The sequence below is a fragment of the Idiomarina sp. H2 genome (assembly GCF_004364275.1).
GTDB classification, from domain to species: domain Bacteria; phylum Pseudomonadota; class Gammaproteobacteria; order Enterobacterales; family Alteromonadaceae; genus Idiomarina; species Idiomarina loihiensis.
This window is the reverse complement of record NZ_SNZY01000005.1, coordinates 138,565-153,661: the sequence shown is the minus strand read 5'-3', so window position 1 is coordinate 153,661 and position 15,097 is coordinate 138,565. Positions and strand designations below refer to the sequence as shown.

Sequence of the window (15,097 nt, the reverse complement as noted above, 5' to 3'; positions counted from 1 at the left end):
AAATCAGGTGGTATCAGCATAGCACTGATACCACCTGCCTGTCACAATGTCAGTTTGCGTTACGCAACACAATAAAGAGTGAACTGTCGCCTCGTTTTATATTAAGGGCTATAACACCGCTCTTATCTTCAATTGCTGCCCGCAACTCCGATATTGAGCTCACTGCCTTTCTGTTAACGCCCTGAATAATATCGCCTTCCTCTAGGCCAATTCGCGCAGCAGGAGAACGCTCTTCAAGCTCTTCTACTTCAATTCCATTTCCATCCGTTGCAGCAAGAGTAGCGCCCTGTAAAGCCGGGTGAATTGACTCAGCTGTAACAGACATGTCCTGTGCACCAAGGGTGACGTTAATCGATTGCTCTTCACCGTCGCGAATCACCCCAAGCTTTAATGAGTTCCCTGAGCCTATAGAGCCGACCATTGCACCAAGCTCCGAAAATGAGCGGATTGTCTGCCCATCGACTGAGATAATGACATCGCCCGATTCAATACCAGCTTCATCTGCTGAACTACCCGGTACGACCTGTGAAACAAAAGCCCCCCGGTTGACCGGAATATTCAATGCCTGAGCAACGTCGTGAGTTAAATCGTTACCCCGCACTCCCAGTACACCGCGGCGAACTTCGCCAAATTCAATCAATTGTTGTACTAAGTTATTCATCATGTCCGATGGAATAGCGAAACCGATACCGATATTGCCACCGTTAGGGCCGAGTATCGCGGTGTTAATTCCAATGAGTTTGCCGTCTAAAGTGACCAGAGCACCGCCCGAATTACCGCTGTTAATAGCGGCATCGGTCTGGATGAAGTTTTCCAGTTCCTCAATGCCAAGACCTGCTCGACCTAGAGCGCTAACGATACCGGAGGTTACTGTCTGGCCAAGCCCGAAAGGGTTACCAATAGCGACCACGAAATCACCGACTCGCAGCTCTGATGACTTGCCAAGCTCTATGGCGGTGAGGTTTTCGCCGTTCTCTATCTTTAGCAAAGCCACGTCGCTGCGTTCATCAGTGCCTATAACTTTAGCATCAAACTCACGGCCATTTTTTAGGGTGACGAGAATTTCTGTAGCGTCGTCTACAACATGGTTATTGGTTACTACATAGCCTTTTTCCGCATCAATAATCACGCCGGAACCTAAGCCTCTAAACGGGCGCTCACGGACTTGTTCACGTGGAGAATCCGGGCCAAAAAAGAAACGAAGCGCTTCCGGCAGGCGTTGTCGTACTTCTCGCTTACCTTTTACTGAGATATTGACGACGGCGGGTGTTACCTCCTCAAGCATCGGCGCTAAGGTCGGCTGTTCGTCGTCATTGCCAAAAAAAGGAATGCCAGCATGGGCAGAAGGTATAGAGGTGAAGCTAACAACACAGATTAAACTGAATAATGCTAAGACTCTTTTCATGATTCGAGTGACTCCTTAATAAAGCACTAACAAACGGTCGCCAGTTAAGACCGCTTGTCAGCTATATGAGTTCACTCTAAAAATGTTTCAAGATGTTTTTGATGACTCTTTTTCTTGATCTTGCTCGTAACTACTTGAAAAGAGCCCGCTGGAGCCCTCGGTGTAATCGCGGGGAATATCGTTGGCGCTATAGCTGTCACGGCCTGAACGGTGATCTTTATTTAATGAATTGGCCACTCGCAGTTGTTTAATTGTGTCTTCTGCGAAAAAAGGCAGGTCACTTTGTACATCGCTTTTCTCAAGCAGCTCAGCACTTTGGTTTAAGTAGCTTTGTAAACGTTGCTGGGTATCTGCCAGTTGTTCGACCATAGCGTTTGCGGTGGCGAAGTGTTCGGCAACTTCTCTTTGGTAGTCGGTTAAACGCTGCTGACTTTGCTGTACTTGCTCTTCGAGATCGCCTGACTGGCCTTTCGACTGGCTGTAACGAGCCGCAAAAAAGCCAATGATAGCACCAGCAACGACCAACAGAACCCCAATAATCCAACTCATAATTAACTCCTGAACAAGCTGTCGCAGCGGCGAATGATTGCTGCGCTTCACCTTCATGGTAACATATTAACTTATAGGATAATCCCAACTGAGGTGAAGTGGTAGTGTCCAAACAGCAAATGTCTCCACTAGAACGTTATCAGTATGATATAGAACACAATGATTTCTCGAAAGATGCTGCGCAGCTAAACGCTGTTAAACATTTGCAAAGACTGCATGATGAGCTTATTGAGTGGCATCAATATCAGACTCTGCCAGGCTGGCAAAAGTGGTTTAACAAAGAGCCGGATCAGCCTCAGGGCATCTACTTTTGGGGTGGTGTCGGCCGTGGGAAAACCTATCTGGTTGATACCTTCTTTGAAAGTCTGCCAATTGAGCGTAAATGGCGAATCCACTTTCACCGATTCATGCACCGGGTTCATAATGAACTTAAACAACTGGATAAGCAGAGCGATCCGTTACGCATTGTGGCTGATAACATTGCCGCCGAAGCACGAATTGTCTGCTTTGACGAGTTTTTTGTGCAGGATATTACCGATGCCATGTTACTGGGTAGGCTGTTTGAGTACTTATTTGAGAAAGGGGTGGTGCTGGTAGCGACTTCAAACATCGTTCCTGACGAACTCTATAAAAACGGACTGCAACGCGCACGTTTCATTCCTGCTATTAAACTCATCAATCAGCACTGCGAAGTGGTTAATGTGGATAGCGGCATTGATTATCGTCTTCGAACGCTTACCCGGGCGGAAATTTTTCATTCGCCACTGGATGAAAAAGCCGATAAGAATTTATGGAAATACTTCAAAGAGCTAGCGCCTGAATGTAAAGAGCGTTACGAATCAGACTGTATTGAAATTGAAGGACGGGATATTGACGTTCGGGCAGAGTGTGACGATGTGGTATTTTTTGATTTTACCTCCATTTGTAAGACAGCCCGTAGCCAAAATGACTACATGGAAATAGCCAGACTTTACCATGCGGTATTGATTAGTAATGTTGAGCAAATGGGCGCGGGGAAAGATGATACGGCTCGCCGCTTTATAGCGTTAGTTGATGAATTTTATGAGCGTCGGGTGAAACTGATTTTGTCAGCAGATGTGAGTATTGAAGCTCTCTATACGGAAGGCCAGTTAACTTTCGAGTTTCGCCGTTGTGTCAGCCGACTGCAGGAAATGCAAAGTCAGGAATATCTGGCAATGGCTCATAAAGCATAAATTTCAGAAAATGCGTGATCTTTAACCGCATTTTTCCTATAATCCGCGCAGCCCACGTTACAGTCCGTTGTGTTACATAACGTAATGCAGCGGTCGCAGCAGATAACTAAATGATTTCTATCATTTTTTTATTGTTGTGATTCGCGGGGAAGCCCGGAATTACTGTCCGTGAACTTTTAAAATGTAGGTTTTATACAATGAAAACATTTGTAGCCAAGCCAGAAACGGTAAAACGCGACTGGTACGTAGTAGACGCTGAAGGCAAAACTTTAGGTCGTTTAGCTACTGAAATCGCTCGTCGTTTACGCGGCAAGCATAAGCCTGAGTACACTCCTCACGTTGATACCGGCGACTATATCGTCGTCATTAACGCTGAGAAAATTACTGTTACCGGTAATAAAGCTCAGGGCAAGATGTACTACTCGCACACTGGATTTCCGGGTGGTATCAAATCAATCAGTTTTGAAAAACTGATTGCTAAGAAACCAGAGATGGTCATTCAGAAAGCGGTGAAAGGTATGTTACCCCGTGGTCCATTGGGTCGTGCCATGTTCCGTAAACTGAAAGTGTACGCAGGTACTGAGCATAACCATATTGCTCAACAACCTAAACAACTGGATATATAATACGGAGCAAGAACACTATGGCAGATAATCAATACTACGGTACTGGTCGTCGCAAAAACTCCACGGCTCGCGTATTTTTGCGTCCTGGTAGCGGCAACATCAAAATTAACAACCGTGAACTGAACGAATACTTCGGTCGTGAAACGGCTCAAATGGTTGTTCGTCAACCATTAGAATTAGTTGAAATGACTGAAAAGTTTGACATGTACATCACTGTAAGTGGTGGTGGTACTACCGGTCAGGCGGGTGCAATTCGTCACGGTATTACTCGTGCATTAATGCAATACGACGAAGCTTTACGTGGTCCATTACGTAAAGAAGGTTACGTTACCCGTGACGCTCGTCAAGTTGAACGTAAGAAAATCGGCTTGCATAAAGCACGTAAACGTCCACAGTTCTCAAAGCGTTAATTCGTCTTTGTTTTTTGTGGCAAAACCCAGCTTCGGCTGGGTTTTTTTATGTCAAAAATAAATGGAAATAGACCAATAAGGGCGGCTATTAAGCTTGTAAAAAGTGTGTCTTTTCATTATCATCTCAAAGCATTTTCTGTAATCCGCATCAGCGGACAAAGCAGCAGCTAATTCCCGACTTCGCGACAACGCATCGTGGAGCGTCCAAAACTGGAGAATAGATGGATGAGCAATGCGCCTGTAGATAAAGGCCGCCGTCGTTTTTTGACTGTCGCAACCTCAGTGGTAGGTGGTGCAGGAGCGGTAGCAGTAGCCGTTCCTTTCATAGCATCGTGGAACCCAAGTGCGAAAGCAAAAAACGCGGGAGCGCCCGTAGAAGTAAATATACGCAAAGCTGAGCCTGGCCAGCTAGTCCGTGTTAAATGGCGTGGCAAGCCTGTGTGGGTGGTTCGCCGTACACCGGACATGCTTGAAGAGTTGGGTGAAATAGAAGGTAGGCTTCGCGATCCGAATTCTCAAGAGCCGCAGCAGCCACCTTATGCGGCAAATCAATATCGCTCAATTAAAGAAGAATTCTTCGTTGCGGTTGGTATTTGTACCCACCTTGGTTGCTCTCCATCTTATCTTGCGAGCGGAATGGGGGAGCACGTTGAGGGCGTTGAGTCTGGCTTTTTCTGCCCATGCCACGGTTCTAAATTTGATGTCGCAGGGCGCGTATTCCAAGGTGTTCCTGCACCACTGAACCTGGTCGTGCCGCCACATTATTTTATCGACGATAACACCATTTTGGTGGGTGAAGATAAGGGGCAAGCATAATGTTTAAGCGATTTGTAGAGTGGATGGATGCCCGCATCCCCATGACCAAAACCTGGAACATCCACCTGGCGCAGTATCCAGCTCCAAAAAACTTTAACATGTGGTATGTTTTTGGCTTTTTGGCAACCATCGTATTAATTAACCAAATACTGACTGGTGTCTGGTTAACCATGAACTATGTGCCAAGCGCCGACGGTGCCTTTGCCTCGGTTGAATACATCATGCGTGATGTCGAATACGGCTGGTTGTTGCGTTATATGCACTCCACCGGTGCCTCTGCGTTCTTCGTTGTCGTTTATCTGCATATGTTCCGCGGTATGATGTACGGTTCTTACCAGAAGCCTCGTGAGCTTATTTGGCTGTTTGGTATGTTCATCTTCCTGGTACTGATGGCCGAAGCCTTTATGGGCTACTTGCTGCCTTGGGGACAAATGTCTTACTGGGGCGCACAGGTTATTATTTCACTATTCGGTGCCATACCGGTTATTGGTGATGATTTAACCTTATGGATACGTGGTGATTACGTTATTTCCGGAGCGACGCTAAATCGTTTCTTTGCGCTGCACGTTATTGCTCTGCCGCTAGTACTGGTTATTTTGGTGTTCCTGCACATTGTCGCTTTGCATGAGGTTGGTTCGAACAACCCTGACGGTATCGATACTAAGAAGCCGAAAGGCTCTGTGCCAGACGAAGAAAAGCCGAAGTTTAAGTTCCACGAGCGCTTTACTAACAAGAAAGACATTGTCGATTCTATTCCGTTTTTCCCTTACTACATTATTAAGGATTTGTTCGGGTTCGGCGTGTTCTTGTTCTTGTTCTGTTACGTTATTTTCTTCAACCCGGAAATGGGAGGCTTTTTCCTTGAGCCGCCTAACTTTGAGCCGGCGAACCCCTTGAAAACACCGGAACACATTGCTCCTGTATGGTATTTCACGCCGTTCTATGCAATTTTACGTGCGGTGCCCGACAAGCTGTTTGGTGTTATTTTGATGTTCGCTGCTATTGTCTTCCTGGCCCTGTTGCCTTGGCTAGACCGTGGGCGAGTACGTTCTATTCGCTATCGTAGCCTGTTGCATAAGCTAAACCTCGGCGTATTTGCCATCAGTTTCGTTGTGCTGGGTTATCTGGGAACGCAACCGGCAACTCCTGTTGCAACAATATTCGCACAGATATTTACGTTCCTGTACTTTGCATTCTTCGGGCTGCTTTGGTTCTACAGTAAGCGCGAGAAGACTAAACCGGTACCAGAAAGGGTGACGTCGAAATGAAAAAATTGTTAATCGCTCTTATAACTTTGGTTCCGTCGCTTGTATTTGCGGCGGGCCCTGAAGTTCCCTTGGACAAGGCCGAAGTCGACTTACACGATAAAGCCTCACTGCAGCGCGGCGCGCAGTTATACATGAACTACTGTCTGGGTTGCCACCAACTGCAGTACCATCGTTATAACCGTACTTTTGAGGATCTTGGTATTCCGCAAGAGTTAGGCGAAAAGAACTTGCAGTTTACCGGCGACAAAGCCGGTGACAGAATTACCAATAATATGAATCCTGAATCAGCAGCGAACTGGTTTGGTACCGCGGTACCCGATCTAACGAACGTAGCCCGTGTACGCGGAGCGGACTGGATTTATACTTATTTACGTTCATTCTATAAAGATGACAGCCGTCCTTTCGGCGTCAATAATGCGGTGTTCCCAAATGTGGGAATGCCCCATGTATTGCAAGAACTTCAAGGGCTTCCGGAGAAGACCTATGAAGAACGCCTAATAGACGGTGAAATGGAAGACGTGTACGTCGGTATTGAAACCGATGGTGGTGGGCGTTTATCTGAAAGTGAATATGATCAAGCCATGTTGGATTTAACCGCTTTTCTGGTTTATACCGGAGAACCTATGTTATTAGAACAACGTCGCATTGGTTGGTTTGTTTTTGGTTTCCTGCTGGTATTCACCATTTTGGCATGGTTACTGAAAAAAGAGTTTTGGAAAGACCTGAAATAATCGGGGCTTATCAGTCTGTTAGACAACGGCTTAAGAAAGGGTGGCTTGCCACCCTTTTGCCGTTGATATTATCTGGAGAAAGGAATGGCTGTTGCAGCAAATAAACGCTCAGTAATGACGTTATATTCAGGAAAGGATGACTTAAAGAGTCATCAGGTACGTCTGGTGTTAGCTGAGAAAGGTGTTGGGGTCGAAATTACCTATGTGACCGACGAAAGTACGCCGGAGGATTTGTTACAGCTTAATCCGTACCCAGAGGCTAAACCGACTCTGGTTGATCGTGAGCTTGTGCTTTATAACGCTCAAATCATTATGGAATACTTGGACGAGCGTTTCCCGCATCCTCCTTTAATGCCTGTTTACCCGGTTGCTCGTGGTACGAGTCGTTTAATGATGTACCGAATTGAGCGCGACTGGTATAGCCTGGCTGAAAAGATCCAAAAGAATGATGCTCAGGCAAGGCAGGAACTGAAAGAAGGTATTCTTTCCCTGGCTCCTATTTTTGCCGATACACCGTATTTTATGAGCGAAGAATTTAGTCTGGTTGATTGCTATTTGGCTCCTCTGCTTTGGCGTTTGCCCGCTTACGGTATCGATTTAGAAGGTCAGGGCGCAAAAGAAATAAAGCAATATATGGTACGCCTGTTTGAACGCAAAACGTTCCAGGATTCTTTAACAGAAGAAGAGAAAGAACTCGCGCGTAATTAATTTCATCGACGTCGAGGAGTTTTACTATGACGCCGAAAAGACCTTATCTGCTGCGTGCATTGTACGAGTGGATAGTTGATAACGACCTGACCCCACACTTGGTGGTTGATGCGACTATTGTGGGAACCGTTGTGCCGCAGAACTTTGTTAGTGAAGGGCAAATTGTACTAAACATTTCGCCAACAGCGGTTCAGGGGCTGCAACTGGCTGACCATGAAGTTCGCTTTAACGCGCGCTTTGGTGGACAGCCAATGCAAGTTGTTGTGCCTATGACTGCGGCTTTAGCTATCTATGCCCGTGAGAACGGTGCCGGAGCAATGTTTGAGGCCGAACCCGAACTGGACAAAATGCCTGAGCTTGATGAAGAAGATAAGGGTAGTGACGATGCTGAGCAAAAAACAGCAAAGAAAAAGCCCAACCTAAAAGTAGTTAAGTAACAATACAAAGCACTAACGCTTAATGGTTAGTGCTTTAACTACCCGCTCTACGCCATCTACGTTTCTGGCAACCTCTACCGCGGCATCTGCTTCAATCTGGCTTACATGGCCTAGTAAAAATACCTCAGCGTTCTCTGTCACTACTTTGATATTAGTTGCATCTATAGATTTATTATTAGCAAACTTGAGCTTAATTTTGCTGGTTATCCAGCTATCTCCGGCGCGCAAGGCTGCCGAGGCTTTAGAGCCAATACGGAGTTGATTGAAAATTTTATTAATACCGTTAGTGTCTTTGATGATCTCTTCAGCTCTTCTTTTCAGAGCTTCGCTTGGAACCTGGCCAACCAAAAGAACATTAGTATCGTAACTGATAGCGACCACGCGGGCATCTTCAAGTTGTTCATCATTTCCCAGTTTAGCGTTAGCTTTCAATTCAATAGTCTGATCATCCACTTGTGTTCCAATTGTCCGCGGATCAGTAGCTGAAGATATTCCTACTGCGGCTGCTCCGACAGCAACTGCGGCGCAGCCCTGTAAACTTAATAAACTGATAAAAATGACGGGTAAAAAGGTTCTAGATAAAGTCATACGCTTCAGTGCTCCTGCGGAAAGATCGTGTTTTCAATTTGTTCACACAAGCCGTGGACAATAAACAGCTGAGTTTCTAGTATACGAGCCGGATTTAAACTGGGTGCCCTTAATTCGATATCGTTAGCACCTAGTAAACCGGAAACAGAATCGTTGCCCTCGCCGGTTAAAGCAATAATAAGCATATCGCGGCTAATAGCTGTTTCCATAACCGATGCTAACTCTTCATTCTCTTGGTTGTCCGCTATGACCAGTAGAATATCACCGGCTTGACCCAGTGCGGCAAGCTGTTTTTGCTTGCCAAGGGCCAATGCTAGTACTGGAAAGGGAGGACGCTCTAATTTCATGCCTTCGGTCATGAGGTTTGCAAAGTGCTGAGCAACGATTCCTGTCGTGCGGTCGCCGCAGCAAAAGACACGCTGACCATTCAACAAATTAGCCACTAACAGTTCAACCGTTGTGGCCATCTCGTCGGTCAGGCTTTCCACCGCTGAAATTTGTGTCTGTATGCTTTCTGTAAAAAGCGCCTTAATCAATTCGTCATTCATAGTCAGAATGCGTCCTTAAACCATTCAATTTTTGTTGGCTGACCTACTATTGCAATTACGTCGAAACGTATAGCCGCAGTATGTTCATCGATATTATTACTGAGTAAGTAGTGGCGAGCGGTGTATCGTATTCGGCGACATTGCTGCGGCTGAATCTGTTCAATAACAGCCGCAAAACTCTCATCGTCCCGGAATTTTACCTCGCAAAACACCCAGTAATGACCGTCTCGGGCTATGATATCAACTTCACCACCGTCAATACGGTAATTTTTGCAAATAATTGTAAGGTTGTTTTTCTTCAGAAACTCGGCTGAGAGTAATTCAGCGCGCTTACCGGTAACGACTTCCTGCATTGTCTGCTTCCTTAGCTAAGGTGATTTCTCCTTCACTAAAGGTAGCCCAAATAAGCTTCCGTTGAACAACTGAGTTATCAATGTGCAGTTCACCACTTAAACCCGACCAGACCAATCCAGGCATGCGGTTCATCATTTCAAGTCGTTGAATCAAGGATACGCTGTCGTATCCCATAGCGGTTAAGCGCGCTAGCGACAGACCCCACCCACTTCGCAATTCAAGCCATTGACTTAGAAGTATGTTTTTACCCGAACTCTCTATTAACCAGGGAATGTCTGAAAAAATAATGCCATTAAGATCTGAGTCACCTAAACGATTTCTGAGTTCATGGGTAGCCGAGCTGGCATAAACAGGAATAGGTTCTGCAAATGGCGAAACGCTGACATCAATAAAAGGTTTTAAAAGACGAGTCTGTTGTAGATTACCCGGCAGATAAATAGCACTAATGTCTCGTCGGCTGCGTTCCTGCTCATCGACAATAATTTTCCCTGCTGCAATCTTAACTGCGCGGATACGTTGCTGACTGTCAGTTAAACCCAGTGAACGCTCCACTGTGGCTTTCATATCTTCGCGTTCAGAGAAGTAAGAAACCCTGGGTTCTCCTGCCTCGTTATTGTTCCAACTTGACTTAAAGGCATCAACCATTCTGCGGCCACTGGAGCCATCAGCGGTAATTATCAGTGCACTCTTCGATTCGGGGAACTGTGTGTTAATTTGTTGCGCGGCTTGATGCGCTTCGGTGTCTGGGCTTAATGCGAAAAACACGTTGGTTAATGAGTTTTGGGCTAATTTCCCATCGTCTATCTGATTAAGGTAAACCTGAGGAATCCCCGCAAGAGGTTGCTCCGCCCAGGCCGCTACTTTGTCTTTTAACAGTGGGCCAATAATTCCAACCGGGCTTAGCTCCTGTATTTGTTTTTGTTGAGACTCAATATCGCCCGTTTCGCTGTCGATGAAAACAACTCTTAAATTTTTTATTTCACCGGTGCGGGCGATAACTCCGTCACGCACTGCCTGGCCTTGTTGCTTGTAGCGGCCGGATAATGGTAATAACACCGCGAGGGTCGGTTCCGGAGATGCCTGCCCGGTTTCCGGTGCATCTTCTGACGGCTTTAATGATGGTTCAAGCCAGATGTCGACCAGTGCCGCAGCATCGTGGTCTGGAAAGCTTTGCTGCCATTGATTTAAGTAAGATTCCAGGCTATCCGGTGAGGTCATTGCCTGATGATGATAATCCACCAGTCGCCACCAACCTGCGAGGGCTAAGTCGTTAGGGCGCTGTTGCGGAAGCTCTTCTCGTTTAATCCGACGGGCTATAGACCAGACTGTATCTGTATTGGGTTGTTCTGCAAAGCGCTGAGCATCAACCTGCCACACCAGCGACTGCCAGTAGTCGTGTTGCTGATAAGCCGCCTGAGAAAGTAGTTGCAGACTAAGAGCGCGAAATTCTCTTTGATTAAACTGAGTGGCGACATCTTCCAGTTCTTCTATCACCTTTGACCAAATTTGCTGCTCTGCGGCCCAACGTGCTTTTGCAAGGCGGTAATATTTTTGACTGTGACGAGTAATTTTTTGAGCACTTAACTGCGAAAGAATAGCGGCCGCTTGTTGCCATTGTTGCTCACTTTGAAAAGCATTAGCGGCTCGTATTAAAGCGGAGTGTTGCTCAACTTCATTTTTTGCAGCAGCGGCTTCCTGTAACCAGTCCCGGGCTGATTTTTCTTCTTTTAAGCTTAATTCCTGGTCAGCAACATCGACCGTCTTTGCCGGTTTATCTGCTGATCGGTCAGGTGCCGAGGTACACTGGGTTAATACCAGTAATGCCATTAGAGCTAAAAGTACAAATGAATGAGTTCTAAACACTGTAAGGTTCCGCTTTGGTGCCTGTTCGGTGATACTATAAACGGCATTGACGTTGGAAACAAACAGAGACTGATTATGGCAGAGCAGGGCATTCTTTATATTGTGCCGACACCTATCGGCAATTTAGGCGATATAACGGAAAGAGCAGTTAAGACATTGGCGGAAGTTGCAGCCATTGCTGCGGAAGATACAAGACACACGCGCAAACTCATGCAGCATTATGGCATACAGAATGACGTATTCGCCCTGCACGAACATAATGAGACACAGCGTGTGGACGCGGTTATCGAGCGTTTGCTGCAAGGTGAGTCGCTGGCGTTAGTCAGTGATGCAGGTACGCCACTCATCAATGATCCTGGTTATGTTTTGGTGCATCGTTGCAGGGAACGCGGGCTGAAGGTTATTGCGTTACCCGGTGCCTGCGCTGTTACGGTTGCTCTGTCTGCAGCCGGGTTACCAACAGACCGGTTTGCTTTTGAAGGCTTTTTGCCATCAAAGCCCCAGCAACGTCGTGCAAAGCTGGAGGCTCTGAAGACCGAAACCCGGACTGTTGTTGTGTATGAAAGCCCTCACCGAATTTTACATACGCTGACTGATATGAACGTGGTTTTAGGCAGTGGCCGGCAGATAGTGCTTGCGCGCGAGTTGACTAAGCAGTTTGAGACATACTTAAATGGCACTGCGGCTGAATTGTTGCAGGCTTTAACCGACGATACAAACCAACAGCGCGGTGAAATGGTTTTGCTAATAGCACCTGCACAGACGGAAACGGATGTTCGTGACGGTCCGGGAGAAGCGGCTAAGCGCACGTTACTGCTGCTACTAGAAGAGTTGCCGTTAAAAAAGGCGGCAGCTATGACCGCAAAAATTCACGATGAACGGAAAAATGAACTCTACCAGTGGGCGCTTGAGAATAAAAATAATGAGTGAAACAAAGATTGAGTTAATGCCTGCTGCAGCGTAGAATCCCCCGCGGAGAGCTGGCCAGACAATCGCCGCCTGTTTACAGGGGGAGGAAAGTCCGGGCTCCATAGGGCAGGGTGCCAGGTAACGCCTGGGCGGTGTAAGCCGACGACTAGTGCAGCAGAGAGTAAACCGCCGATGGCTGCTTGCAGCACAGGTAAGGGTGAAAGGGTGCGGTAAGAGCGCACCGCGCAACTGGTAACAGTTTGTGGCACGGTAAACTCCACCCGGAGCAAGGTCAAATAGGGGTTCTTTGGCGCGGCCCGCGTTGAACCCGGGTAGACTGCTTGAGGGTCAGGGCAACCTGATCACTAGATGAATGATTGTCCACGACAGAACCCGGCTTATCGGCCGGCTCTCCACCTTTTTAGGGTTTTAAAACTGCCAGTCTTTTAGAAACTTCAATAATTCATTAAGCGGCAATGGCTCACTAATAAAATAGCCCTGTGCAAAATCGCATCTCTGTCGCTGCAGTAATTCCCACTGTTGCCGGGTTTCAACGCCCTCGGCAATAACGTTAATATCCAAAGCTCTGGCTACCTGTAACAACGCATCCAGCAGTGCTACCTGCACCTTATTTTGAGGTGCCTGACTTAAAAAACTACGATCTATTTTTATATAATCGACAGGATACCGTTGCAGGTAATTAATACTGGAATAGCCGGTACCAAAATCGTCGATTGCTAACTGCACTCCCTGAGACCGCAAATAATGTAAAATTTGTAATTGCCGCTGTTTATTGCTCATTAACAGTGACTCGGTAATTTCAAAGGTTATGCTGGTATTAGGTATTCCATGCTGACTGATGCAGGACAGCCATCGTTTGGCCGACTCCATATCATTAAGTTCACGTTCGGAGCGATTAATTGAGACCTCAATGGGGTAACCAGACTTGTGTACGACAGCCCAGTCAACGCAAGCTTGCTCCAGAACAAACTGCCCTAGTTCATGAATAAGCCCGGTACGTTCAGCAACCGGAATGAATTCAGCCGGCGAAATCATGTTTCCGTCTTCATCCTGCCAGCGCAAGAGCGCTTCGCATTTACTGATTTTACCTGTGCTGAAATCAATGATGGGTTGATAAACTAAAGAAAACTCATGCCGCTTCAGACCTTCACGCATGCGTCTATGAATGGCATTGTGGCGCTCAGTTTGTTCTCTTAATTCGTCATTAAAAAAGTAATGTGTGCGCCGTCCTGCCGTTTTCGCTGCGTACATGGCAAGGTCGGCGTTTTTCAATAGTTCAGAGGCTTTGATGCCGTCATCGGGGTAAAGCGCAATACCGATGCTGCAGGTGGTTTGAATTTGGTTCTGGCGTAAGTTGAAAGGTTCACTTAACTGCCGGTTAATTTGGCTGGCAAGGTCATTAATTATTTGATGCGACGTAAAACGGTTAATAACGACAACAAATTCATCACCACCAATACGGGCAATGAAGTCGGAACCCCGTAGTTGGTTTCGTAAACGGTCAGAAACTGAAACTAACAGTTCGTCGCCAGCATCGTGACCAAGGTTATCGTTAACTTCTTTAAAGTGGTCAAGGTCGATGAATAGAATGGCAAAGTGTTGTTCCCGGCCTTTCTGGGTAAGTTGATCAAGGTAGTCGACAAAAGCCCGACGATTCGGTAAATCAGTAATCGAATCAAAATGCGCCTGGTGGTCAATAGTAACAAGCGCCGAGCGCAGTCGGCTTTGCGCCGTCACCAAATTGTACATAAAGGCGGTCATTAAAAAGGACAACAGCAGTCCGGCCACAATAATGCTCCAATAAATGCTGCCGCGATGGGCCCAAACTGCATTTTTTGGAGCCAGAGCCAGTATCCACTTGCCGGTTGAAACCGCCACTTCAATGGCGACGTAATCTTGCTGCCAGAGTGAAGCATCGCCGAAGTCAAACAGGTGGTCGCCATTGCCGTTTTCTTTCTTTAACGCGAAAAGGTAGTCGTTGACGGAGTCCAGGCCGCTGCTGGCAAGCAAGTCTCCTATATCAATGACCACAGCAATCATGCCCCACAGCTTATTGTCATTGATAAAAACCGGAGCTCTGGCAATTAACGCCCAGCCTCCTTGTATTAAGTTAACTGGGCCATCGATAACAATTTGCTTTTTCTGAATGGCTTCCTGAACGCTTTCGAACTGCGCCGGTGAGGTACGGTAGTCAAAACCCAGAGCAGCTTTATTTGGAGCCAGAGGGTAAACAAACTCAATGATCAAATTAGGTGCTAACGCTACGTGCCGTACCGGAACATCGCTATCAATAAGCTCCTGCATTAACAGCCGGTAACGTTCAGGAGAAATGTCTGGTGAGAGCTTAATTTCGGCCTGTAGTGCACGAGCCGTAACTAACGACGAATTGATCTGACCTTCCAGCGCGGCGCGAAGTTTACCTAAGCGCTCGGTAGCTACCCGCTTGCGTGACTCTACTACCTGTGAATGCTGGTTTTCAGCAAACCAGATAACGCCCGTTACCAGAATGCAGAAGCTGATGAAAATAACGAATAAGTAGCGTTTCATTAATTACCGTTGCCCACCAAAACTGAAATGAGTATCGCACAAAAATTATACGAGCTCTAACGGAAAAATAATTTTACGCGTTGCATCAACCGCTTAATGTAAA

General features: G+C 46.6%; 16 protein-coding genes and 1 other RNA gene. 10 read left to right on the top strand and 7 right to left on the bottom strand.

From position 1 onward, the window contains the following. Positions 1-49: 49 nt before the first annotated feature. Positions 50-1,405: a DegQ family serine endoprotease gene (locus DET62_RS08225; RefSeq protein WP_011233672.1), complete on the bottom strand. Its 1,356-nt coding sequence runs from the start codon at positions 1,403-1,405 to the stop codon at positions 50-52. An 87-nt stretch (positions 1,406-1,492) separates the two neighbouring features. Continuing rightward, positions 1,493-1,954: a YhcB family protein gene (locus tag DET62_RS08220; RefSeq protein WP_011233673.1), complete on the bottom strand. Its 462-nt coding sequence runs from the start codon at positions 1,952-1,954 to the stop codon at positions 1,493-1,495. 119 nt (positions 1,955-2,073) lie between these two features. Between DET62_RS08220 and zapE the strand changes: the two genes are divergently transcribed. The 8 genes from zapE (at position 2,074) to DET62_RS08180 (ending at position 8,164) form a co-directional block, all read left to right on the top strand. Then, positions 2,074-3,168 carry a cell division protein ZapE gene (zapE, locus tag DET62_RS08215; protein WP_110013653.1) on the top strand — a complete coding sequence of 365 codons (1,095 nt, stop codon included), beginning with the start codon at positions 2,074-2,076 and terminating at the stop codon, positions 3,166-3,168. 197 nt (positions 3,169-3,365) lie between these two features. Further along, positions 3,366-3,794, top strand: a complete 429-nt coding sequence (gene rplM / locus DET62_RS08210; RefSeq protein ID WP_034818651.1) for a 50S ribosomal protein L13 — start codon at positions 3,366-3,368, stop codon at positions 3,792-3,794. Between the two features lie 17 nt (positions 3,795-3,811). After that, positions 3,812-4,204: a 30S ribosomal protein S9 gene (rpsI, locus tag DET62_RS08205; RefSeq protein WP_011233676.1), complete on the top strand. Its 393-nt coding sequence runs from the start codon at positions 3,812-3,814 to the stop codon at positions 4,202-4,204. Positions 4,205-4,429: 225 nt separating this feature from the next. Beyond that, positions 4,430-5,020 carry a ubiquinol-cytochrome c reductase iron-sulfur subunit gene (gene petA / locus DET62_RS08200; RefSeq protein ID WP_011233677.1) on the top strand — a complete coding sequence of 197 codons (591 nt, stop codon included), beginning with the start codon at positions 4,430-4,432 and terminating at the stop codon, positions 5,018-5,020. Continuing rightward, positions 5,020-6,288 carry a cytochrome bc complex cytochrome b subunit gene (locus DET62_RS08195; protein ID WP_034818647.1) on the top strand — a complete coding sequence of 423 codons (1,269 nt, stop codon included), beginning with the start codon at positions 5,020-5,022 and terminating at the stop codon, positions 6,286-6,288. The genes petA and DET62_RS08195 overlap by 1 nt, the downstream gene beginning before the upstream one ends. Beyond that, on the top strand, positions 6,285-7,019 hold the full coding sequence (locus tag DET62_RS08190; protein ID WP_011233679.1) for a cytochrome c1: 735 nt from the start codon (positions 6,285-6,287) through the stop codon (positions 7,017-7,019). Before DET62_RS08195 ends, DET62_RS08190 begins: the two co-directional genes overlap by 4 nt. A gap of 84 nt (positions 7,020-7,103) precedes the next feature. Continuing rightward, positions 7,104-7,727 carry a stringent starvation protein SspA gene (gene sspA / locus DET62_RS08185; RefSeq protein WP_011233680.1) on the top strand — a complete coding sequence of 208 codons (624 nt, stop codon included), beginning with the start codon at positions 7,104-7,106 and terminating at the stop codon, positions 7,725-7,727. A 26-nt stretch (positions 7,728-7,753) separates the two neighbouring features. Beyond that, on the top strand, positions 7,754-8,164 hold the full coding sequence (locus DET62_RS08180) for a ClpXP protease specificity-enhancing factor (protein WP_110013571.1): 411 nt from the start codon (positions 7,754-7,756) through the stop codon (positions 8,162-8,164). Between the two features lie 12 nt (positions 8,165-8,176). Here the strand turns inward: DET62_RS08180 and dolP are convergent, their stop codons facing one another. From dolP to DET62_RS08160, 4 genes are read right to left on the bottom strand one after another with little or no spacing between them, the layout of a single operon-like run. Next, complete coding sequence (dolP, locus tag DET62_RS08175; protein WP_110013572.1) at positions 8,177-8,752, bottom strand: division/outer membrane stress-associated lipid-binding lipoprotein; 576 nt, start codon at positions 8,750-8,752, stop codon at positions 8,177-8,179. Between the two features lie 5 nt (positions 8,753-8,757). Continuing rightward, positions 8,758-9,300 carry an SIS domain-containing protein gene (locus DET62_RS08170; RefSeq protein ID WP_011233683.1) on the bottom strand — a complete coding sequence of 181 codons (543 nt, stop codon included), beginning with the start codon at positions 9,298-9,300 and terminating at the stop codon, positions 8,758-8,760. Positions 9,301-9,302: 2 nt separating this feature from the next. After that, the gene (locus DET62_RS08165; RefSeq protein WP_011233684.1) at positions 9,303-9,653 is read right to left on the bottom strand and encodes a YraN family protein; all 351 of its coding nucleotides are present in this window, start codon (positions 9,651-9,653) and stop codon (positions 9,303-9,305) included. Beyond that, positions 9,631-11,517, bottom strand: coding sequence for a penicillin-binding protein activator (locus tag DET62_RS08160; RefSeq protein ID WP_110013573.1), 1,887 nt, complete (start codon positions 11,515-11,517; stop codon positions 9,631-9,633). Before DET62_RS08160 ends, DET62_RS08165 begins: the two co-directional genes overlap by 23 nt. A gap of 75 nt (positions 11,518-11,592) precedes the next feature. Between DET62_RS08160 and rsmI the strand changes: the two genes are divergently transcribed. Together rsmI and rnpB are read left to right on the top strand one after the other, a co-directional pair. Beyond that, the gene (rsmI, locus tag DET62_RS08155; protein ID WP_034818626.1) at positions 11,593-12,447 is read left to right on the top strand and encodes a 16S rRNA (cytidine(1402)-2'-O)-methyltransferase; all 855 of its coding nucleotides are present in this window, start codon (positions 11,593-11,595) and stop codon (positions 12,445-12,447) included. Between the two features lie 46 nt (positions 12,448-12,493). Further along, positions 12,494-12,843: RNase P RNA component class A (gene rnpB / locus DET62_RS08150), an RNA gene on the top strand. A 12-nt stretch (positions 12,844-12,855) separates the two neighbouring features. Here the strand turns inward: rnpB and DET62_RS08145 are convergent. Next, entirely contained in the window at positions 12,856-14,994 is a 2,139-nt protein-coding gene (locus DET62_RS08145) for an EAL domain-containing protein (RefSeq protein ID WP_110013574.1), read from the bottom strand. Positions 14,995-15,097: the final 103 nt, after the last annotated feature.